Below are 22,496 nucleotides of genomic sequence, written 5' to 3'. Positions count from 1 at the left end.
ACTTAATCACTATACAGCTTCAATTTAATTCATATACCAAAACGCTTGATTCAGTTTTATCGCTAGTGCTCATTTCATTCAACATTAACAATTGCTTGCTAACATCAACTAAAACGAGTTTAAACAATTATTTCAACTCAAATATATTCTGTTAATGATTCACTACCGCCTCGTCAGCGAGTAGTTAACTGTGATAAATCACAGAACTTAATAAGCTATCGGCTTACTAAGTTCTGTAATCACTTAGTCTTTAATTAGTGGTGGAGACTAACGGAGTCGAACCGTTGACCTCCTGCGTGCAAAGCAGGCGCTCTACCAACTAAGCTAAGTCCCCAGCTTAAGATCTTAATATATCTGCTCTTCTGTGTTCAGTAGACTTGGTGGGTCTGACAAGACTTGAACTTGTGACCCCACGCTTATCAAGCGTGTGCTCTAACCAACTGAGCTACAGACCCTCAGATACATCAATGAAGAACAACTTGTTGTGGATTCTTACCAATCGTCAATCTTTCGTTAAGGAGGTGATCCAGCCGCAGGTTCCCCTACGGCTACCTTGTTACGACTTCACCCCAGTCATCGGCCACACCGTGGTAAGCGTCCTCCTTACGGTTAGACTACCTACTTCTGGTGCAACAAACTCCCATGGTGTGACGGGCGGTGTGTACAAGGCCCGGGAACGTATTCACCGCGGCATTCTGATCCGCGATTACTAGCGATTCCGACTTCATGGAGTCGAGTTGCAGACTCCAATCCGGACTACGATCGGCTTTTTGAGATTAGCATCCTATCGCTAGGTAGCAACCCTTTGTACCGACCATTGTAGCACGTGTGTAGCCCTGGTCGTAAGGGCCATGATGACTTGACGTCGTCCCCGCCTTCCTCCAGTTTGTCACTGGCAGTATCCTTAAAGTTCCCACCCGAAGTGCTGGCAAATAAGGAAAAGGGTTGCGCTCGTTGCGGGACTTAACCCAACATCTCACGACACGAGCTGACGACAGCCATGCAGCACCTGTATGTAAGTTCCCGAAGGCACCAATCCATCTCTGGAAAGTTCTTACTATGTCAAGACCAGGTAAGGTTCTTCGCGTTGCATCGAATTAAACCACATGCTCCACCGCTTGTGCGGGCCCCCGTCAATTCATTTGAGTTTTAGTCTTGCGACCGTACTCCCCAGGCGGTCTACTTATCGCGTTAGCTGCGCCACTAAAGCCTCAAAGGCCCCAACGGCTAGTAGACATCGTTTACGGCATGGACTACCAGGGTATCTAATCCTGTTTGCTCCCCATGCTTTCGTACCTCAGCGTCAGTATTAGGCCAGATGGCTGCCTTCGCCATCGGTATTCCTCCAGATCTCTACGCATTTCACCGCTACACCTGGAATTCTACCATCCTCTCCCATACTCTAGCTTCCCAGTATCGAATGCAATTCCCAAGTTAAGCTCGGGGATTTCACATCCGACTTAAAAAGCCGCCTACGCACGCTTTACGCCCAGTAAATCCGATTAACGCTCGCACCCTCTGTATTACCGCGGCTGCTGGCACAGAGTTAGCCGGTGCTTATTCTGCGAGTAACGTCCACTCATCTTGGGTATTAACCAAGAGAGCCTCCTCCTCGCTTAAAGTGCTTTACAACCATAAGGCCTTCTTCACACACGCGGCATGGCTGGATCAGGGTTCCCCCCATTGTCCAATATTCCCCACTGCTGCCTCCCGTAGGAGTCTGGGCCGTGTCTCAGTCCCAGTGTGGCGGATCATCCTCTCAGACCCGCTACAGATCGTCGCCTTGGTAGGCCTTTACCCCACCAACTAGCTAATCCGACTTAGGCTCATCTATTAACGCAAGGTCACAAGTGATCCCCTGCTTTCCCCCGTAGGGCGTATGCGGTATTAGCATCCCTTTCGAGATGTTGTCCCCCATTAATAGGCAGATTCCTAAGTATTACTCACCCGTCCGCCGCTAGGTCAGTTACCGAAGCAACCTCCCCCGCTCGACTTGCATGTGTTAAGCCTGCCGCCAGCGTTCAATCTGAGCCATGATCAAACTCTTCAGTTAAAAATCATTAGTGACTTAAGGTCACAATTCTGGCTCATCAATGTACTGACAAATTCTCTCAAATAAACTTCGAGTAATTTAAACCAATCAATCAATGATAATATTTCGATCAATCAATCAGTAAAAATCCACACAAGTTGTTCTTCATATTCTCTTAATGATTAATTTATCACTTCGTCAGTGATAAATAAGACGCAATAAACATTTAACAACTTAACCCTCTAAGCTAAGTTCGTTTGCTGTATCGCGTCGGGATGAGCTCATTATAGGGCAATTTCTTACACACGCAAGTGCTTTTAACTGATTGTTTTATCGAGTGTTGTATTTTTATGCACTGTTTTGGTTCATTTTTAGGATTTTTGTCGCGTAAGCTTTTAATATTAAAGCAGAAATATGAACAAAATATTTCTGCTTTATTTTTTAACTATTTTTTCACATTTGTTTTTATTGTTTGAATACTGATGATTTTTACAGCTTGTTTAGGTACATCTTGGTGCATACCCACTGTTTGTGTTGGTGTCTGTACGATTTTATCGACGATATCCAGTCCTTGTGTCACCTTACCAAATACGGCGTACCCAGGATTTCCAGCAGACTTATTTAAAAAGTCGTTATTTGCAACATTAATAAAGAATTGACTGGTTGCAGAGTTTGGCGCATTAGTCCGTGCCATAGCCAAAGTCCCACGAACGTTCTTTAAGCCATTGCTAGATTCATTCTGGATCGCTGGTTGAGTAGCCTTCTCTTTCATGTTGCTATCAAAGCCACCGCCTTGAATCATAAAACCAGGGATAACACGATGGAAAATGGTGCCGTTGTAAAATTGACTATTTACATAGCTCTTAAAGTTTTTTACTGATATCGGTGCTTGATCATCATAAAGCTCTATATTGATGTTGCCTAAATTGGTTTTAATTTGCATATCTGTATTGGCGAACGCTTGATTCACTAAAACCACTAAAGCAAGACCGATGCCTATTTTTTTGATCATTCTCTTTTCCTTAAACATTTTAAATTAATAAGCCTCTCATAGTAGTCTGCTTTTATTCTGTTGAAAAATGACATTTAAACACGTTTACCAATACTCAACAGTATTCACGACTATATCTATATAGCTGTCATAAGCCTTATTGGTTGTTGAATATGTTGATGATGCTTTATCAACAAAAGAACTGTATGGATAAATCCGTGTGCTTAGCCTTTATAGAACAATTATTCTTATTTGATTATTTTTTAATCAGTCACTTTTGTTCCACGTGAAACAAAAGTGACTTGTACAAGTGGATATTATGTTATTGCTTATCCCAGAATTTACGGAACTCTTTACTCATCTCTATAACGTATTTTTTAGCTTTACGTGAAACAGGGGTTAAATTAATAAATCCGTGGGTTTGATCTTCATAATCCTGATAATGAACCTTTACCCCATTTTGACGTAACTTATAAGCATAAATTTTACCTTCATCATGCAAAAGATCATGTCCAGCCGTTACTACAAATGCAGGGGCAAGTTTCTTTAACTGCCCATTGGTCGGTGAAATGATTGGATCATCCAATGCCATATTAAAACGTGTCGCATAATAGTCGGTCACATAATCAATATCTGAGCCTGTCAACACCAAGCCATCTTTATAAGCAAAGAAAGATGGATGTCGACTCTTAAAATCAACAGCAGGATAAATCAAGAACTGGGCTTGAGGCGCAAACACTGTATTGACTGTGCGTTGTGCAACAACAGCGCTAATATTTCCGCCCGCGCTATCTCCTGCAACCGCAATCCGGTTTTTGAGAATTTTAAATTGACGGCGATTTTGATACACCCAAGCCAAAGCATCTTCACAAGATTGAATTAAGTCACGTGGGCCAACTTCAGGTGCGAGTGGATATTCAATACTTAAAACCTGAACTTTTGCATGAGCAGCAATTAAGCGACACACTTCATCATGGGTGTCTACACTACCTACCACAAAACCACCGCCATGATAAAATACAATCATTGGCAATTTTTTATTTGGTGCAGGATGGTAATGGCGTGCATAGACGCTGCCACTTTGCAGCGGAAGACGAATATCTTCAACAAATTGGATATGGGTCGGTTTGTTTATAATAGATTGCATTTGTGATTCAAATTGCTTTCTAGAGCGCTCTACATCTGCGCCAATAAAACCTACTTTGCCCTGTTTAAGTTGAGCTGCCATCAAACATTTGGTGAAACTATCCAATTGAGGAAATTGGTACGGGTAACCCAATAACTTGGTTAATGACTCTTGAGCGAATGTAGGCAAACGATCTAAAGCCCTACCTGCCGAACCCTGCCCTTTTTCGACTAAATCATGAATACTACGTTGAAAAGCAACCATTACGCTTCTTCCTTAAATGTTCAAATTCTTCATATTGTCTACATGATCAGGTATCGACTGACTATAATCTTATACAAGTCTCATCATCGATATACAAATATAATTTTTAAATACGCTAATCTGAGTTAAATGACTTGTCATTGACTATTTTGCTATATCTGAATTTTTTTTTGCTATTTTGCTTGTTAAATGGAGACAACTTATGGCTATAAAAGCATTAATTGTTTCATTCATAACATCTATTATTGCTGTTGGTTGTGTTGCATTTCCTGAAGATGGTTATGACTCTCGCGGCTATGGGCAACCCGTATATCGAGATTATGGCTATGGACAACGCTATGATCCAAGATATGACCGAAACAATGATCGCCAACGTTGGGAACGCGAGCGAGCTTATCGTTTACAACAAATGCGCATTGAACAAGAACGGCGCCAAAACAACTGGGATAAACAACGTTGGCAATATGAACAAGCCAAACGTGATCAAATGAAAAAGCAGCAATGGGAACAACATAGAAAAGATTGGAACAATAAATCAAATCGTGACCATCGCTGGGACAATAGACCTGATCAAAAACAGTGGCAACAGCGTGATCGTCAAAATCAACAACAGCAACGTGATAAAAGACGTGATGAGCGTAAAAACAGAGATCAAAACCAAGATTAATCTTCAAGAATCTGGGGCTAACCCAGATTCTTTTGTCTTTTTAGCAAACAATTTGTTCATTTATAAAAGCAAAAGTAATGATTTTCCTCAGTAATTAATAGCTTCTGACATTTCTTCTTTGCTGAGGAAATTTTGTCATTTGGGTCATTGCGAACCGACTCATTTCAAGTAATGATTTCAATAACATCAATTCATCATTGAACTCGAACAATTGATTTGGAAAATCGATTGTTCAGAATAGATCATGTTGGGTTTAGCAATAAACGATTTTCTAAACTAGATACATTTTTGATGTCACAAAGTTCTATTGGTCGAAGCTCTTCGATTCAATTGAACATGAATAATATTGATCATGGAAAGGAAAAAAATAATGAAATGGTCTAATGCTCTCATTGCTGCTGCGGGTCTTTTGCTTGCAACATCTGCCACTCAAGCAAAACAAGTCATGTGTGTATTTGATTTAGTAGGCAAAAATGGTGATGTGTTTACCTTAATGAAAGATTATCAACTTGCAGCGAAAAACTGGGGTGCGGATCTGGAATTAAAAGTGAATTCAAATGAATCTGTTATTGCAGAAGATTTTAAAGCGGGTAAATGTGATGCTGTCAGTATCACAGGTATGCGTGGCCGCCAATTTAATAGTTTCACCGGTTCTTTAGATGCAATTGGTGCGATTCCAGATCTCAATCTCGCGGTAAAAGTCATGCAAGGCTTAGCAAATCCAAACTTTGCAAAATACATGACCAGCGGAAAATATGAAGTTGTTGGTGTTATTCCAGTCGGTGATGCTTTCCTGATGGTCAATGACCGCAATATCAATACCGTTGCAAAAGCAGCAGGTAAAAAAATTGCGGTACTCGACTATGATCAAGCACAAAAAATTATGGTTCAACAAATTGGTGCTCAAGCAGTTGCCGCGGATGTTACAAATTTTGGCAGTAAATTCAATAATGGTCAGGTTGATATTATTGGTGCACCTGCAGCGGTATTTAAACCTTTAGAGCTGCATAAGGGTTTAGGAACCAAAGGCGCTATTGTGAATTACCCACTGCTACAAGTCACAGGTAATATCATCATTCGTCCAGATAAATTCCCTGCTGGCTATGGTCAAAAATCTCGTGATTGGATTAAAACGCAATTGCCTCGTGCAAACACTATCATTGGAAAAATGAAAGCAGATATTCCGGCGAAATACTGGATGCAAGTTCCAGATGGTGATAAGCCTGGTTATCAAAAACTCATGCGTGAATCGCGTATCAGCTTGACCAAACAAGGCGTTTATAACAAACAAATGATGAAAATCCTTTGGCAATTCCGTTGTAAAAACGATCCGAAAAACTTTGAATGTGCGCTACAAGATGAGAACTACAAATAATTCTAGATTAAATCCGATAAATTTAGTCTGAATTTACTTTAAAGTTCACTCACTGACCATATATTGAGTATGTTATACTGAATATATGGTCTTTTCATTTAAGCCATTTGAAATCTGAGGAACAATATCATGACCGCCCAAGCACTTGAGCTGACTGACAATGCTGCAAATAAAGTTCGCCAACTTCGTGATAGCGAAGGTAATCAAGATCTGATGTTACGTGTCTATGTAACGGGTGGCGGCTGTTCAGGATTTTCTTATGGTTTTAACTTTGCCGAAAGTATGAATGAAGATGATGCTGAATTTATAAATGGTGATGTAAAAATGTTGGTTGACTCGTTGAGTTATCAATATCTCGTCGGTTCTAAAGTTGACTATATTGAAGGCTTAGAAGGCTCACGTTTTATTGTAGAAAACCCGAATGCAACAACAACTTGCGGTTGCGGTTCATCATTCTCCATTTAATTCAAAGCATATTTTGAATCAAATCATGCCCTCTTCTTATGAGGGCATTTTTATGGTTGAGACATCAAGCTTAAATCGTTTCTAAAATATGTTGGCTCAATTGTTTTGCATTCTGCACTGGAATCCAATGCGTCGCATCCATCACAATTTCTTTATAAGCTGCTTTTACATAATGATGATTTAAGGCAACGCTTTTAGAACCGATCGCCGAGTCATGTTTGCCCCAAATAAATAAAGTCGGCACACAAACTGGTTGGGTTAAATTTTTATTTGAACTAAATGGAAGTCCCCGATACCAATTTAATGCAGAACTTAGACGCTTTTCCACCACGATGTCTTGTTGGAAATCTTCGAGTTGTTTTGCGGTCATTCCTGAATCTTTTAATAAACCTAGACCCAACTTCGGTAATTTCTCGAATAATAATTCTGGAATTTTAGGTAACTGGAATAAACCAATATAGTAAGATTTTAACAATTGATTACTGCTGAACATCGAACGCATAAATGCTGCTTTATGCGGTACAGAAATCGTAATCAAATGTTTTATTTTTTCAGGATAGCGTTGAGCAACATCCCAAGCCACTACAGCTCCCCAATCATGTCCAACTAAATAAACCTGTTGTTGAATCATATCGATTAAAGCATTTACATCTTCAACCAAAGTAGAACTTCTATAATCACGGCGGTTTTGCGGTTGTGCGCCTAAACTATAACCACGTTGATTAACAGCAAAAGTACGATAACCGTTTTGATTCAAGATCTCTGCAGTTTCTTGCCAGCTTTTATTGGTTTCAGGAAAACCATGTAACAAGACAAAAGGCTGTCCATCTAAAGGACCCGAATCTATCACATCAAAGCTGAAGCCTTCTCTTTGAAATGATTCTATGCGCTGTTTCTGTATCGCTAAGTTCATTGTGATCTCAGTTTTAATTTTTATTGATAGTGGAAGCTTATGCGCTATTTTTTAACAGCAGTAAAGGACAATCTCAGCGCTAAACAGGTCGATCATTGTTCTACAAAATATCTCAGGCTACTAAGCAAAAAATGAATTCTCTTTTTAAAGAACAATAATCCGTAGTCGTTATATATCAGCAAAATTTATCCCATTCTGGTTGCTTTCATTTGTTTTTACAGCGCTTTTGTTCTTGTGTAAATATTGATTACTAAGGTGTATCACTCACCTTAGCAATCATTTCAGTTTTAAACTGCTGTAATCGTACCTAAGATACGATAGCCTTTTGCCCCCGTAACAGCAGGTAGGTTGCCACTTAACTGTTGGTCAAAGCGCATGGCGAGCCATGCAAATGCAGTTGCCTCTACCCATGTCGGTGCTAAGCCCAATGCAGAAGTCGATTGTACAGACCAATTGTGCTTACGTAGGCGCCAACGGAGTTGTTCAAGTAGATGTGAGTTATAAGCACCTCCACCGCAAACATAGACCTCACCCGTATCTAGAGGCGAACGATAAATGGCTTTCTTGATGGCACGTGTCGTGAGTTTCATCAACGTTGCCTGAATATTTTCAGGGGTATCTTCTAATTCATCATATTCTAAATCATTGCGCCAATCTAAAATCTGCTCATCTAACCATTCCAAGTTAAAGTCTTCACGCCCTGTACTTTTTGGAGGTTCTTTAGAGAAGTATTCATTTGCTTGAAGGCGATCTAACAATGAACGTATCGGTTGACCATAAGCTGCCCAATTGCCATTTTCGTCATAAGGTTGCCCAGTATAACGATGACACCACGCATCCATAAGAATATTGGCAGGGCCTGTATCAAAACCATAAACATTCTGCTCATCACCAGCAGGCAGCATGCTGACATTGGCAATCCCCCCTAAATTGAGAATCACTCGATGAATGGTTGAATGTTGGAATAAAGCTTGATGAAACGCTGGAACTAGAGGAGCACCCTGCCCACCTGCCGCCATATCACGACGACGAAAATCTGAAATCACAGGAATTTGAGTAATTTCTGTAATAATATTTGGATCACCAATTTGTAAAGTAAACCCATGTTCTGGGCGATGCCGAATAGTTTGTCCATGACAACCAATCACTTTAATTTGGCTTTTATCTAAATTATTTTCTTGTATAAGTTGGTTAATGCTATTGCCAATCATGGTTGCAAGAGCGACATCAGCCTTACCCATTCGATCGATTTCATTATCATCAGGTAAGGTCAATGCCATCAATTCATCGCGTAAATGAGGATCAAAAGCGACTGTAAGCGTGGCATGGATATGTAAAGGATCAAATGAAGCAGCAACAAAATCGACGCCATCCATGCTGGTTCCAGTCATTACGCCAATATAGATTGTTGTCATGAGATATTCTTCGCCTGCATTATGCTGAAAAAATGTTAGTATATCGCACAAATAGTCTAACTGAAGTATTTGGGTTTTTGTAATGTCAAATTTCCTGCCGGCTGAAGAACAACTTGCCCTCATTCGCCGAGGCACTCACGAAATTATTTCTGAAGAAGATCTTCTGAAGAAACTAAAAGAAAATCGTCCTTTAAAAATTAAAGCAGGATTTGATCCAACTGCCCCAGATTTACATTTGGGTCATACTGTTTTAATTAACAAATTAAAAGCGTTTCAAGATCTTGGTCATGATGTCACATTCTTGATTGGTGATTATACCGCCATGATTGGTGACCCAACAGGTAAGAGTGCGACTCGTCCACCGCTATCGCGTGAACAAGTTTTAGAAAATGCCAAAACATATCAAGAACAAGTGTTTAAAATTCTTGATCCAAATAAAACCAAAGTTCGTTTTAACTCTGAGTGGTTTGCAACAAAAACCGCTGCGGATTTGATTCAATTGGCTTCGCAGCAAACCGTTGCGCGTATGCTTGAACGTGATGACTTTACTAAACGCTATAATAGCCATCAACCGATTGCTATTCATGAGTTTTTATATCCTTTGGTTCAAGGTTACGACTCTATTGCGCTTGAAGCCGATGTTGAGCTTGGTGGTACAGACCAAACCTTTAACTTACTCATGGGGCGTACCCTTCAAGGTCGTTATGACCAAGAAGCTCAAGTGTGTATTACCGTACCGATCCTAGAAGGATTAGATGGCGTTAATAAAATGTCGAAGTCTTTAGGCAACTATATTGGTGTATTTGATGCCCCTGGCGCAATGTACCAAAAAGTATTGTCTATGCCTGACAGCTTGATTGAACGCTATTTTGAATTACTCAGCTTTAAGTCTATGGACGAAATTGACGTTCTTCTCAAAGAAATGGCTGAAGGTCGTAATCCGCAAGACATTAAGAAAATTCTTGCACTTGAGTTGGTTGAACGCTTCCATGGCGCAGAAGCTGCTGAACATGCACATAAAGGTGCGGGTAACTTAATCACAGAAGGCGAGCTACCTGAAGGTACGCCTGAAGTAACTATTTCTCGTGGTGAATACAATGGAGAAATCTCGATTGTGTCTATTTTACGTGCCGCAGGCTTAACCAAGAATTCAGCACAATCTAAAGATGCTGTTTCACGTGGAGCCGTAAAAGTGGATTGGGAAGTTGTGGATGCAAACTTCACTGTGAAAGAAAATGTTACTTTGGTTATTCAGGCAAGTAAAAAAGCCATTGCAAAAGTGACCTTTACCGATTAATCCCGTGTAAGCCAATAAAACCAGAAAAGCCATCAACATTGATGGCTTTTTTATTGAATAAACTTATTCACCTGCAAGTGAACATTCAAAGTTAGTGCGATCTACCGTACAGCGTGCTTTTTTCAGTACCGACATCATCACAGGATCGTACACCCCTCTTTTTGTTAACTCAATCCGCCCTTCTCGCAATAATTTCTGATAACGGAGTGCATCATCCTTAGATACATTTAATTTATATTTTGCTGGAATTTCAGCTTCCATTTTTTCTATTTTCTTAAATGAACTTGGTAACTGCTTCACAGCCCACTCACGTGACTTAATACCAAAACCTTCTGGAAACTGCTCAGGTTTAATAATTAAATCGGCAGTCACATTCACTACGGGATAAGTAAACATTGCACCATTGCTACCTAAACCTTTATAAATTTCCAATGGTTTATAGGCATAGGCTGGTGAAGCAATCGCATCCACTTCACCATCATTAAATTTTTTCACAAAATTAAAAATATCAGAAGGAACCCCGATTGCGCCTACACGTTCAACGGCAACCTTTTGTGCAAGATCATAATGCAGATAGGCAAACTTTTTGCCTTTGCCCTTCTCCAAAGTATTCATTGCGCGATCTTTAACAAAGATATAAGCAATACCAATCGGGGTAATCATTGCCAATTCATATTTGACCCCATTTTTTTCAGAAACCAATCTTTTTGCATTGCGTTTATCCAAGGCATAGTTGATCGCTCTTCTGGCAATTTCATTGTTGGGAATTCCGCCCAAAGCATCAATAGAACCACCAAATTTATTGTATTCACGTGAACGCATCGTGGTCATTGCCGCGGCATCACATTTATTGGTTTTAAAATTTTTATCCACGGCTTCTTCTGACTGATACACGGTTAAATTAATATCAGCGCCCCATGCTTTGGCTGCTAAAGCCCATTCTTCCATGAGTTTATAAGACTCACCCGCTTTACCCAGTAAATCAAACACACACACATTTTGTTTTGCCTGTAGCAGAGGTGAAAAAAAAACTGAAAAAACAATCGGTAAATATCCTATTTTATTCATCATCTAACGTCCATATTTTTATAAATAGATTTATCCTTGTAGATGTAAAAGCAATCCGAGTCTTTTACTTTAACTACACATTTTTAGGTGATACTGTGATTAATTCTACATAAACTGAATATTTTGTGTTAGTTTTTTAACCAACTTTTAGATGAGATAAAAAATTCAGGACAAAATTCTGATAAAAATAAGCGGCTGAGCTGATTTGATTGAGCGGTTTTTTATTGAGTGGTTGTAAAATAAAAATATTCTAATGATTGCTGCTGATTTGGGAGATATACGCATTTTTTATTGAAGCATTCACAATAAAGCATTGTTTGTTTTTTTGAATTGATCCTATTTACCCAATTTATTGTGCTTTTCACTCAAGAAAAGACATTTTGTCACTTCTTTTATCAAATACATTTTTTGAACTCTACCATTTATCCTTTACTATACCGCATCCGATATTCAATAGTCAGTTTCCTATGATTCAGTTAGACCAACTTTCAATTCGCCGTGGTGGACGCATTTTATTCCAAAAAGCGTCTATGCAACTTCATCCTGGTTGGAAAATTGGTTTAACAGGTGTAAATGGTGCGGGTAAATCCACATTGTTCTCAGCACTTTTGGGTGGAATGGAGTCAGACAGCGGTAGCTTAACCCGTCCAAATATATGGACCGTTGCCCATATGGCTCAAGAAATCAAAGCCTTAGATATGAAAGCTATTGATTTTGTGTTATCTGGTGATGAAGAATATTGGCTGATACAAGACAAACTAAACCATTCTGAAGATTTGAGTAATGATGAGTTAGCACATTTATATAGCCGTTTTGAAGAAATTCATGGCTATACAGCTGCATCTAAAGCATCTCAACTGATGGCCGGTTTAGGTTTTTTTGAGCATCAATCAGAACTCTTGGTTTCAAGTTTCTCTGGTGGGTGGCGGATGCGTTTAAATCTTGCTCGCACCCTGATGAGTCGCTCAGACTTACTATTACTCGATGAACCGACCAACCATTTAGATTTAGATGCAATTTTATGGTTAGAAGATTGGCTCAAGGCATATGAAGGCACACTCATTTTAATTTCACATGACCGCGATTTCTTAGATGCAATCACAGATCATATTTTACATATCGAAAATCAAGTACTGACTTTATATACTGGTAACTATTCTACTTTTGAAACCACACGTGCTGAGCGATTAGCACAACAACAACAAGCGTTTGAAAAGCAACAAGAAGCTAAAGCACACTTACAAAAATTTATTGACCGTTTTAAAGCCAAAGCGACTAAAGCACGACAAGCGCAAAGCCGTATTAAACAACTTGAACGTATGCAAGAGCTTGCCCCTGCGCATGTCGATAATCCATTTACCTTTAGTTTCCGTGAACCAAGCAAAATGAGTTCACCGCTGCTCACACTCGAACATGCAGATATTGGCTATGGCGATAAATTAATTGTCACCAATGTAAATTTACAGATTACACCAAGCAGTCGTATCGGTTTACTGGGAATGAATGGTGCAGGTAAATCGACCTTAATTAAATCTTTAGTTGGTGATTTACCGCTGATTCAAGGTTTACGTAAAGATTCTGAGTTACTCAACATTGGTTATTTTGCCCAGCACCAAATGGATGCTTTAGATGGCAATGCCAGCCCGATGTTACAACTTTCTCGCATTGCTGACCCAAAGATCAGTGAAGCAGCATTACGCTCCTTTTTAGGAAGTTTTGGCTTTAGTGGTGAACGTATGGACACTCCAAGCGAAAGCTTCTCTGGCGGTGAACGTGCGCGTTTGGCTTTGGCTTTAATCGTCTGGCTACGTCCAAATGTTTTAATTCTCGACGAACCGACTAACCATTTAGATTTAGATATGCGCCATGCACTTACGATGGCTTTACAGGATTTTGAAGGTGCTGTGGTTTTAGTTTCCCATGAACGTCAGCTGATCGCTTCAGTCTGTGATGAACTTATTTTGGTTCATGCAGGTCAAAGCAAGGAATTTGACGGGGATTTACAAGATTATGCAACGTGGTTACGTCAAGCACGTATCGATATGATCAAGAATGGACAACAGCCTAGTGCACCTGTTCAATCTCAGGTGGTTGAAAAGCCAAGTATTTCAAAACTCGATAAAGAAGCACAACGTAAAGAAGCTGCTCGTCAACGTGAACTGAGCCGTCCTATTCGTAAAAATATCGAGAAAATTGAAAGCCAAATTGGAAAAATTCAACCTAGACTTGCAGAAATTGAAACATTACTTGCAGACTCAGCCCTTTATGAGGCAAACCGTAAAGATGATTTACTCAAACTCATGAATGAACAGACAGAGTTAAAAGTAAAATTAGAACAAGCTGAAGAAAAAATGCTTGAACTGATGATGGAACTAGAAACATTAGAAAGCTCTTTCGATTAAAAGGCGCTTTTAATTAAAAAGTGCTTTTAAAGACAGTAAGCCCCTCAAATTAGCTAGAAATAGGCAAATGCCTTTTCTAGCTTTTTAATAAAATATAATTAAAAATCAATAAGTTATTCAATAAAAACTATTTATTTAAAGTTTTAACCGCAATTTCATCGCCTTAACAAAATTTAAAGTTCTATACCCCTTCTCATAAATCATCAGTAATTCAATACATAGCCACGCTATGCAAACACACTCAGGTGTTGTTTCTCATTACTTTAGATTTCCCCAGATCAAAAAGAAGGCTTTTTATCACAATAATCCAATAAAAATCATAAGCTTATTTTATTCAACCTCCAAACCACATCCAACAGCCGCGTCCAAGCCTAAAAGCATCTTTAAATCGACAAAATACAATCATAACTTTTATTTATAATAGACAATTTCCACCGTGGAACATATTAGCACACCTAAATAATAGCAAAAAAGGCTTTAAAAAAGACAATTCATTTGAATTTAAAAATGTTTTTTATCAATTGCTTGTGGATAAGTTAAAATTTTAAAACAGTTCTTCTGACTCATTCTTTGAGAGCATTTTTTAATGATTTTGAAGTTTTATATGTGATTAAATCAGTCAGTGTTGATCGAATTTAAGCTTAATTGCAAAGTTACCCACATACTTATCAACATTATTTTGGTTAATAATAGAACAAAATTCAAGTGCAAAATTTAACCGTTCGTCGCTTTTTATAATGAACATTCATCTAATTTTTTTTGATTTCAGCAAAATTATTTAAAATTACATAGATCATGAATTTCGAACAATTTGTAATGAAAAAGCATAACTCATACTTAAAAAACTGATTTACTTATAAAAAGATTGTCGATGAAATGAGAGTTAAGTCGCTAATTCACAATAATTGTCAAAAAAAAAATAATAAATGGAGTAAATGCTCTATTTTTTTCAAACAAAGCTGATTAATATTGCGCTTATGGAAAAGTTCCTAAAGATGGATAAATAGATAAGGACGAAAATATGAAAAAAATTGCATTCGCTATTGCTGCAACTTCAATCGTTGGATTTAGTTCAGCATCTCAAGCTGCGACAGATGTCTGCGTATTTGACTTATTAGGTAAGTCAGGTGAATCATTTCAAATGGCACAAGAATGGGCATTATCAGCAAAAAGCTGGGGCGCTGATATCAATCTCATTCCCAAACAAGATGAGGCTGTTGCAGATAACGACTTTAAAGCAGGCAAATGCGATGGCGTATTTATGACTGCAATGCGTGCGCGTCAATACAATAAATTTGTGGGTTCAATCGACTCTATTGGTGGTGTGCCAAGTAATGCGATTGCACAAAAAGCCATTACTTTTGCCTTAGATGCACGTAATGCTGCAAAAATGACCACAACCTTGGGTGGTAAAAAATACGAAGTTGCTGGTATTGCACCACTTGGTTCAGCATTTATTTTTGTCCGTGATAAAAATATCAACTCGATTGAAAAAGCCGCTGGTAAAAAGTTTGCTGTGTTAAGCTATGACAGCGCTCAAAAAATTCTGGTACAACGTGTTGGTGCGCAAGCAGTTCCTTCAGATATCACCAACTTTGTTGCAAAATTCAACAATGGTCAAGTTGATATGGTCGGTGCACCAGCTTATGCCTACAAACCACTTGAAATTCAAAAAGGTTTAGGCGCAAATGGGGCAATGTTTAACTTCCCTGTATTACAAGTAACTGCTGACTTTGTCATCCGTCCTGAAAAGTTCCCTGCAGGTTTTGGTCAAAAATCTCGTGATTATTTTGTGAAAAACTTGCCAAAAAGCTTTGCTATGATTAATCGCCTAGAAGCGACTATTCCAGCAAAATACAAAATGAATTTAACCGCTGAAGATAAGCTGAAATATCAAAAATTAATGCGTGATGGCCGTTTAGAACTAACTAAACAAGGTATTTATGATGCAGGTATGATGTCTGTGTTGAAAAAGGCACGTTGTTCAGTAGATAAAGCCAACTTTGAATGTACGCTTGGTGGTGAATAATACTTTAGCTGAAATAAGCAAAAGTCTACAAAAAAACCAGCTTTAATAAGCTGGTTTTTTTTGCTTGAAATTTTTTAATAGCAGTAGTTTAGCACCATCAAAATTAAAATAGCGGATATAAAAAAGGGAATAAACCGAGGTTTATTCCCTTTTATTGATTAAAATGAGTTTAATTAAGCATCAATATCTGCATTTAACGCATTTTCTTCAATGAAAGCACGACGTGGTTCTACATCATCGCCCATTAAACATGCAAACATACGATCGGCTTCAATTGCATCATCAATGGTCACTTGCAGCATATTACGGTTTTCAGGATCCATCGTGGTTTCCCAAAGCTGTTCAGCATTCATCTCACCCAAACCTTTATAGCGTTGGATCATCATGCCACGACGTGAATCTGTCAAAATGTGTTGCCAGACCTGATGGAAAGTCGAAACGTTGATTTTACGTTCGCCTTTTTGCAAATAAGCACCTTCTTCTAACAAGGTGAACCAGCTCTTCGAGTTTTGCAATAAACGCTTATATTCGCCCGATGCCAATAAACCCGCATCTAATAAATAGCTATGCGGTAAATTGTGCACATAAATCGTTATACGCGGGAAATAAATCGTCGTTTTAAGCCCATCAGCAGTTTCTTTATCAAACGACTCCAAGCTCAACACTGGACGTAAACTTGGTTGCGTTGTTTCAATCGCAGCACGAAGTTTCTCACCCCATTGTTGTACATAATCTTGGTCATGATTTTGATCAAGTTTAAAATGCTCAAGACTCAATAAACCATCCAGCAAGGTCGCAGGATAACGTACAGTTAAACGCTGCAAACTCTTTTGGGAGGTTTGATAATCAGCAATCACTTTCTCTAATGCTACGCCACGAATTGCAGGCGCTTCAGCATTGACACGTAATTCAAGTTCATCAATCGCATTTGAAATCAAATAAGTTTCTAAAGCATCATTGTCTTTAATGTACTGCTCTTGCTTACCTTTTTTCAGTTTATACAGTGGTGGTTGTGCAATATAAATATAACCACGTTCCACAAGTTCTGGCATTTGACGGAAGAAGAAAGTCAAAAGCAGGGTACGAATGTGTGAACCATCCACGTCAGCATCGGTCATGATAATGATTTTATGATAACGCAACTTGTCTGGGTTATATTCTTCACGACCAATACCACATCCTAATGCAGTAATCAGCGTACCCACTTCCTGAGATGAAATCATCTTATCGAAGCGTGCACGTTCCACATTCAGGATTTTACCTTTGAGCGGAAGAATGGCTTGCATTTTACGGTTACGGCCTTGTTTTGCAGAACCGCCCGCAGAGTCACCCTCGACCAAGTATAATTCTGAAAGTGCTGGATCTTTTTCCTGACAGTCTGCCAATTTACCTGGAAGACCAGCAATATCAAGCGCACTCTTACGACGTGTCATTTCACGTGCTTTACGCGCAGCATCACGCGCACGTGCAGCATCAATGATCTTGCCTGCAATAGACTTTGCAGCCTGAGGATTTTCTAATAAATACTCAGAAAAGGCTTTGTTCATTGCCTGCTCGACAGCAGGTTTAACTTCACTCGACACCAATTTTTCTTTGGTTTGTGATGAAAATTTAGGATCAGGCACTTTAACTGAAACAATTGCTGTTAAGCCTTCACGCGCATCATCACCAGTGACCGCAACTTTCTCTTTTTTGAGTAAGTTTTCATTTTCCATGTAGCTATTTAAGCCACGTGTCAACGCTGCACGGAAACCAGCTAAATGAGTTCCACCATCTTTTTGTGGAATATTGTTGGTAAAGCAACGAACATTCTCTTGATAGGTATCATTCCATTGCAAAGCAACTTCAACACCTATGCCATTTTCAGCTTGAGTGGTGAAATGGAAGATTTCATTGAGATGGGTTTTACCTTGGTTGATATATTTTACAAACTCAGATAAACCACCTTCGTAATCGAAGACATGTTCTAAAGCAACACGTTCATCACGCAGGACAATACGAACACCCGCATTCAAGAATGAAAGTTCACGTAAGCGACGTGCTAAAATATCGACATTAAAAATCGTTTGGCTAAACGTTTCAGTACTCGGCCAGAAACGAACAATAGTCCCTGTGGTTTCGACATCACCCACAATTTTTAACGGATAAACCGGATCACCATGTTTATATTCTTGTTGATGAATATGACCAGCACGATGAATCGTAAGTTCAAGTTTGCTTGAAAGTGCATTAACTACAGATACACCTACACCGTGCAAACCGCCTGAAACTTTATAGCTATTATCATCAAACTTACCACCTGCGTGCAGAATCGTAAGAATTACTTCTGCAGCAGAGACACCTTCTTCCGGGTGAATATCGGTTGGAATACCACGTCCATTATCTGCAACGCTGACTGACTCATCTTCATGAATCGTCACTAAAATTTCATCACAATGACCAGCTAAAGCTTCATCAATCGCGTTATCCACGACCTCAAATACCATATGGTGTAAGCCTGAACCATCATCAGTATCACCAATATACATACCTGGGCGTTTACGAACTGCATCTAGACCACGTAATACTTTGATACTAGAGGAATCATAAGCCTTTTCAATGGTTGGTTCTGTTTGAGAAGCTATTTGATCTTCTGAACTCATGGTTTCTCCCTAGTGAAAAATAGGTCTTTCCAAAATTGGCTAAAATCTAAAATCATGTTGCAACAACACTTACCTGACCTTGGTCAACATTGAATAACTGGTAGGAAATAGACAAATCATGTAAATGTTTTTTTACTGATTCATGGTCTAGTGTGGTAATAAAAACTTGACTACCAAGTTGGCTCAATCGCTCAATTAAACGTTGTTGTGCGCTTAAATCTAATTCTGCTGTCACATCATCTAATAATACCACAGTTTCTTTATTACAGGCATGTAACATGGCAATTTGTGATAGTTTTAAAGCCATTATCAATAACTTTTTCTGCCCTCTAGACAGTACCACATCCGCTTCGCCTAATGGGGTTTTTAATCGGATATCTGCACGATGCGGTCCATACTCGGTATAACGTCGATCAACATCTTTTTGGTGATATTGAATCAGGTCATTGGCCAAACCATGTTCCACATGGAACCCTGCACTATATTCCATTTCAATCTTTAAATCGGGTAGCAACTGCGCCAAATCTTCTTGCAAATATAGCTTCCATTGCTCAATAATCTCGACCCGTTGAGAATGCAACATTTCACCATAATCACTGAGCATTTTGTTCCACGGCTCTAAATCGAGCAAAGTTAGATTACGTTTGGTTTTAAGTAAGCTATTTCTTTGCTTTAAAGCGCGTGAATAATATTGCCACGCATGATAGAAATCTGGTTCCACGTGAAACATGAGCCAATCCAACAATTGGCGACGTGGTTTTGCCCCATGATCAATAATATCGGTACTTAATGGGTCAATCAGTTGCAAAGGTAAGATTTTGGCAAGCTGCCCTTGGGTTGCAACAGTATCACCATTGACTTTAATTAACTGCTCACCACTTTGCAGCTTTTGCATACCAATCTTTTCAGTCAAAGATTGGGCAAAAACAATGGCGTCTGATTGATTATTTTGAATGTAATTTTTAGGGATATGTGTTCGAAAAGATCGACCTGTTGCCAATAAATGAATGGCCTCTAAAATCGAAGTTTTGCCTGAACCATTTTGTCCATAAAAAACATTAAACGGTTGCAACTCATGCAGAGCAACCGTCTTGAGGTTTCGAACACGTTGTATATTTAAACGCGTAATATGCATGGCTATGATTTAAAAATAAATCAATTAAACACGCATCGGCATCACAACATAAGTTTGATTAGATTGGGTTGGATCTTGTACCAATACCGACTGATTCGCTTCAGACATGGTCATTGCGACATCATCACCATCTAAAACGCTTAATACATCTAAAATATATTGCGCATTAAACGACATTTCCATCGGCGCATTGGCATATTGAATAGCTAAATCTTCAATCGCTTCATCTTGCTCAGGGTTATTGGCACGTAATTGCAAAGAATCAGCATTAAAGTTTAAGAATACACCACGTAATTTTTCATTACTTAAAATCGCAACACGTTGTAAGGATTGCTTAAATACATCATGTGGAATATTTACAACTTTGTCACCACCACGTGGAATCACACGACGATAATCAGGGAATTTCCCATCAATTAATTTTGTTGTGAAACGTACTGTAATATCGCCCTGTTCTTTGTCACGGCTAGAGGTTTGAATGGTAACATTTAACAATTCACGACCAATTAACAAGGTCAGTTGCTCATCTTCGATACTTAAAAGACGTTGTAACTCACCGACTGCTTTACGTGGAACAATGGCTTGAACTAATTGTGCAGCGGTTGAAGACGCCAATGTTTCACACAATGCTAAACGGTGCCCATCGGTAGTGACTGCGCGTAATTGATTTTCATCAATTTCCAATAATGTACCTGTGAGGTAAAAACGTACATCTTGCACAGCCATGGCAAATGAGGTTTTTTCAAATAAGCGTTTTAATTCACGCTCAGTGACTTGAACTTGAGTGCCTTGGCTATTTTCATTGGTTAACAATGGATAATCTTCAGCAGGTAAGGTTCCTAAAACAAAGCGGCTGTTTCCAGATTTTAAAATACAGCGTTGATCTTCAGTGATCTGCAAATCAATCAAAGCTGCTGCTGGTAAAGATTTACAAATATCGACCAACTTACGTGCAGGAACTGTGGTTTCCCCTGCTTGTAAACATGCACCTTCAGCTAGAGTTGTACTTGCCACAAGCTCCACTTCCAAATCCGATCCTGTAATCGTAAGGGCTTGATTTGTAGCTTGAATTTTCACGTTTGAAAGAATATTTAAAGTATGGCGACGTTCAACTGCTCCAACCACATGGGACAAAACATTAAGTAAGCTCTCTTTCGCGATTTTCAAACGCACGGTGGAATTCCTCTAACTAAATATGACAAAAATGTGGGTAATAAATTTTTTTTAATGACGTACTATGCGGCAGTTTATGCCGCATTGCAAGCGCATAATTTGTACAAATTTTAACTTTGTAACAGGCGCATGAGGTTTTTATAATCCTCATTAAAAATTGGATCTTCATCGCGTAAACTTTGCACTTTTTCACAGGCATGCATGACCGTACTGTGGTCACGACCGCCAAAAGCCATCCCAATTTCAGGGAAACTGTCTCCAGTAAGCTCACGCGCAAGCCCCATCGCCAACTGACGTGGTCGTGCGTAAATACGTGTGCGTTTTGGCCCCACCAATTCTTTCAATGGAATACGGAAGTATTCACTCACTACGCGTTGAATATTTTCAGTACTGATGGTACGGGCACGAATCGCCAAAACATCTTTCAATGATTCACGAACCACTTCTAGATCAATTGCAGACCCCTTAAAGCGTGAGATTGCCACAACTTTGTTTAAAGCGCCTTCAAGCTCTCGCACATTGGCAACAACCTGTTGTGCAATAAATAAAGCGCAATTTCGAGGCAGATCGATGCCACTGCTTTCGGCTTTTTTCAGCAAAATTTCGATACGTGTTTCAATATCTGGTGGTTCAACCCCAACCGATAGTCCCCATGAAAAACGCGAGACTAAACGCGGATCCAATTCAGTTAATTCTTTTGGATAACGGTCAGAGGTCAAAATAATTTGTTTAGATTCATCCAATAAAGCATTGAATGTATAGAAAAATTCAACAAGACTGGCTTCTTTACCTGCCAACAAATGAATATCATCAACCAACAATAAATCTAAAGAACGGCAATTCTTTTTAAATTCTTCAACCTTGCCTTTTTGCAAAGAGCTGACAAAGTCTTGGACAAAGCTTTCCGCAGTCATATACATCACACGCGCATTTGGCTTTGCCTGTAATAAGGCATTCCCAACCGCTTGCATTAAATGCGTTTTACCTAAGCCTGTAGGGCCGTATAAAAAGAGTGGATTATGTTGAGATTCACCGAGTTGTGTTAAAACTTTGCGGCAAGTTTCAGCAGCCATTTGGTTTGAACGACCTTCAACAAATAAAGCAAAGTTAAATAATGGGTTAAGTTGTCGTTTCTTCACATTTTTTGCAGAAACAACTTCATATTCTTTGTCTTTTTTGGCTTTGATATGCTGTGTAGGCATCGGAGAACTTTCAAGTGCCGCCGTTGTGGTAGCAGGCTGTTCAGCAGCAGAAAGAATTGCACCAGGACGCGAGTCGACTAAAATTTCGACTTTACGAATACGACCTTCAGATAATTGTTCTGCCAAAATAGAAATCAGTTCTAAATGATGTTCTTGAATGTAGCGAGTCCAATATGGATTGGGTGCATACAGTTTTAAAGTATCTTCGACTTCTTCTGCAACCAAAGGACGAATCCACATGGCAAAGACATTATCAGAGAGCTCTTGTCGCAAGCGAGTTAAGCAGTCCGTCCAAAGCAT

At 39.2% G+C, this 22,496-nt stretch carries 15 protein-coding genes, 2 tRNA genes and 1 rRNA gene; 6 read left to right on the top strand and 12 right to left on the bottom strand.

The features are described 5' to 3' along the window. Positions 1 to 258: 258 nt before the first annotated feature. The 5 genes from MTO68_RS00090 to MTO68_RS00070 form a co-directional block, all read right to left on the bottom strand. Positions 259 to 334 (bottom strand) — tRNA-Ala (locus MTO68_RS00090). Between the two features lie 44 nt (positions 335 to 378). Then, positions 379 to 455, bottom strand: a tRNA-Ile gene (locus MTO68_RS00085). Positions 456 to 514: 59 nt separating this feature from the next. After that, positions 515 to 2,053: ribosomal RNA gene (locus MTO68_RS00080) — 16S ribosomal RNA — on the bottom strand. A gap of 424 nt (positions 2,054 to 2,477) precedes the next feature. Continuing rightward, positions 2,478 to 3,044: a peptidylprolyl isomerase gene (locus MTO68_RS00075; RefSeq protein ID WP_004718908.1), complete on the bottom strand. Its 567-nt coding sequence runs from the start codon at positions 3,042 to 3,044 to the stop codon at positions 2,478 to 2,480. A 301-nt stretch (positions 3,045 to 3,345) separates the two neighbouring features. Next, positions 3,346 to 4,413: an alpha/beta hydrolase gene (locus MTO68_RS00070; RefSeq protein WP_004718910.1), complete on the bottom strand. Its 1,068-nt coding sequence runs from the start codon at positions 4,411 to 4,413 to the stop codon at positions 3,346 to 3,348. Between the two features lie 202 nt (positions 4,414 to 4,615). Here MTO68_RS00070 and MTO68_RS00065 point away from each other — a divergent pair, with 202 nt between their 5' ends. The 3 genes from MTO68_RS00065 to erpA all read left to right on the top strand — a co-directional run bounded on the left by MTO68_RS00065 (position 4,616) and on the right by erpA (position 6,920). Continuing rightward, positions 4,616 to 5,080 carry a hypothetical protein gene (locus MTO68_RS00065; protein ID WP_239044658.1) on the top strand — a complete coding sequence of 155 codons (465 nt, stop codon included), beginning with the start codon at positions 4,616 to 4,618 and terminating at the stop codon, positions 5,078 to 5,080. Between the two features lie 370 nt (positions 5,081 to 5,450). Continuing rightward, positions 5,451 to 6,455 (top strand): putative solute-binding protein, encoded by a 1,005-nt coding sequence (locus tag MTO68_RS00060; RefSeq protein ID WP_004818193.1) that lies wholly within the window; start codon positions 5,451 to 5,453, stop codon positions 6,453 to 6,455. Between the two features lie 129 nt (positions 6,456 to 6,584). Next, positions 6,585 to 6,920, top strand: a complete 336-nt coding sequence (gene erpA / locus MTO68_RS00055; protein WP_004718915.1) for an iron-sulfur cluster insertion protein ErpA — start codon at positions 6,585 to 6,587, stop codon at positions 6,918 to 6,920. A gap of 70 nt (positions 6,921 to 6,990) precedes the next feature. Here the strand turns inward: erpA and MTO68_RS00050 are convergent, their stop codons facing one another. Both MTO68_RS00050 and MTO68_RS00045 read right to left on the bottom strand, forming a co-directional pair. Then, entirely contained in the window at positions 6,991 to 7,833 is an 843-nt protein-coding gene (locus MTO68_RS00050) for an alpha/beta hydrolase (protein WP_034613356.1), read from the bottom strand. A gap of 287 nt (positions 7,834 to 8,120) precedes the next feature. Beyond that, positions 8,121 to 9,248: an anhydro-N-acetylmuramic acid kinase gene (locus MTO68_RS00045; protein WP_244014534.1), complete on the bottom strand. Its 1,128-nt coding sequence runs from the start codon at positions 9,246 to 9,248 to the stop codon at positions 8,121 to 8,123. A gap of 82 nt (positions 9,249 to 9,330) precedes the next feature. Between MTO68_RS00045 and tyrS the strand changes: the two genes are divergently transcribed. After that, complete coding sequence (gene tyrS, locus MTO68_RS00040; protein WP_004718921.1) at positions 9,331 to 10,545, top strand: tyrosine--tRNA ligase; 1,215 nt, start codon at positions 9,331 to 9,333, stop codon at positions 10,543 to 10,545. A 63-nt stretch (positions 10,546 to 10,608) separates the two neighbouring features. On the opposite strand, the gene MTO68_RS00035 is transcribed toward tyrS, so the two are convergent. After that, positions 10,609 to 11,613 carry a putative solute-binding protein gene (locus MTO68_RS00035; RefSeq protein WP_004718922.1) on the bottom strand — a complete coding sequence of 335 codons (1,005 nt, stop codon included), beginning with the start codon at positions 11,611 to 11,613 and terminating at the stop codon, positions 10,609 to 10,611. A gap of 467 nt (positions 11,614 to 12,080) precedes the next feature. Here MTO68_RS00035 and MTO68_RS00030 point away from each other — a divergent pair, with 467 nt between their 5' ends. Then, the gene (locus MTO68_RS00030; protein ID WP_034613338.1) at positions 12,081 to 14,015 is read left to right on the top strand and encodes an ATP-binding cassette domain-containing protein; all 1,935 of its coding nucleotides are present in this window, start codon (positions 12,081 to 12,083) and stop codon (positions 14,013 to 14,015) included. 1,021 nt (positions 14,016 to 15,036) lie between these two features. Next, positions 15,037 to 16,044 carry a putative solute-binding protein gene (locus MTO68_RS00025; RefSeq protein WP_004718925.1) on the top strand — a complete coding sequence of 336 codons (1,008 nt, stop codon included), beginning with the start codon at positions 15,037 to 15,039 and terminating at the stop codon, positions 16,042 to 16,044. 173 nt (positions 16,045 to 16,217) lie between these two features. Here the strand turns inward: MTO68_RS00025 and gyrB are convergent, their stop codons facing one another. From gyrB to dnaA, 4 genes are all read right to left on the bottom strand, one after another. Beyond that, positions 16,218 to 18,686, bottom strand: coding sequence for a DNA topoisomerase (ATP-hydrolyzing) subunit B (gene gyrB / locus MTO68_RS00020; protein ID WP_034613335.1), 2,469 nt, complete (start codon positions 18,684 to 18,686; stop codon positions 16,218 to 16,220). Positions 18,687 to 18,738: 52 nt separating this feature from the next. Then, positions 18,739 to 19,821, bottom strand: coding sequence for a DNA replication/repair protein RecF (gene recF / locus MTO68_RS00015; protein ID WP_244014532.1), 1,083 nt, complete (start codon positions 19,819 to 19,821; stop codon positions 18,739 to 18,741). 24 nt (positions 19,822 to 19,845) lie between these two features. After that, the gene (gene dnaN, locus MTO68_RS00010) at positions 19,846 to 20,994 is read right to left on the bottom strand and encodes a DNA polymerase III subunit beta (protein WP_004718933.1); all 1,149 of its coding nucleotides are present in this window, start codon (positions 20,992 to 20,994) and stop codon (positions 19,846 to 19,848) included. Between the two features lie 110 nt (positions 20,995 to 21,104). Then, a complete protein-coding gene (dnaA, locus tag MTO68_RS00005; protein WP_096732407.1) occupies positions 21,105 to 22,496 on the bottom strand; it encodes a chromosomal replication initiator protein DnaA in 1,392 nt (463 codons plus the stop codon).

The organism is Acinetobacter sp. NyZ410, assembly GCF_022828975.1.
Taxonomy (GTDB): Bacteria; Pseudomonadota; Gammaproteobacteria; order Pseudomonadales; family Moraxellaceae; genus Acinetobacter; species Acinetobacter guillouiae.
Note: the sequence above shows the minus strand (reverse complement) of the source record. Positions and strands in the feature narration are given on the sequence as shown.

Excerpts from the sequence above, each read along its gene's own strand:
- MTO68_RS00030 (WP_034613338.1), top strand. The coding sequence starts at position 12,081 with ATGATTCAGTTAGACCAACTTTCAATTCGCCGTGGTGGACGCATTTTA.
- MTO68_RS00025 (WP_004718925.1), top strand. The coding sequence starts at position 15,037 with ATGAAAAAAATTGCATTCGCTATTGCTGCAACTTCAATCGTTGGATTT.
- MTO68_RS00050 (WP_034613356.1), bottom strand. The coding sequence starts at position 7,833 with ATGAACTTAGCGATACAGAAACAGCGCATAGAATCATTTCAAAGAGAA.
- MTO68_RS00065 (WP_239044658.1), top strand. The coding sequence starts at position 4,616 with ATGGCTATAAAAGCATTAATTGTTTCATTCATAACATCTATTATTGCT.
- dnaA (WP_096732407.1), bottom strand. The coding sequence starts at position 22,496 with ATGCTTTGGACGGACTGCTTAACTCGCTTGCGACAAGAGCTCTCTGAT.
- MTO68_RS00060 (WP_004818193.1), top strand. The coding sequence starts at position 5,451 with ATGAAATGGTCTAATGCTCTCATTGCTGCTGCGGGTCTTTTGCTTGCA.
- MTO68_RS00035 (WP_004718922.1), bottom strand. The coding sequence starts at position 11,613 with ATGAATAAAATAGGATATTTACCGATTGTTTTTTCAGTTTTTTTTTCA.
- MTO68_RS00045 (WP_244014534.1), bottom strand. The coding sequence starts at position 9,248 with ATGACAACAATCTATATTGGCGTAATGACTGGAACCAGCATGGATGGC.
- MTO68_RS00070 (WP_004718910.1), bottom strand. The coding sequence starts at position 4,413 with ATGGTTGCTTTTCAACGTAGTATTCATGATTTAGTCGAAAAAGGGCAG.
- MTO68_RS00075 (WP_004718908.1), bottom strand. The coding sequence starts at position 3,044 with ATGATCAAAAAAATAGGCATCGGTCTTGCTTTAGTGGTTTTAGTGAAT.
- erpA (WP_004718915.1), top strand. The coding sequence starts at position 6,585 with ATGACCGCCCAAGCACTTGAGCTGACTGACAATGCTGCAAATAAAGTT.
- recF (WP_244014532.1), bottom strand. The coding sequence starts at position 19,821 with ATGCATATTACGCGTTTAAATATACAACGTGTTCGAAACCTCAAGACG.
- gyrB (WP_034613335.1), bottom strand. The coding sequence starts at position 18,686 with ATGAGTTCAGAAGATCAAATAGCTTCTCAAACAGAACCAACCATTGAA.
- tyrS (WP_004718921.1), top strand. The coding sequence starts at position 9,331 with ATGTCAAATTTCCTGCCGGCTGAAGAACAACTTGCCCTCATTCGCCGA.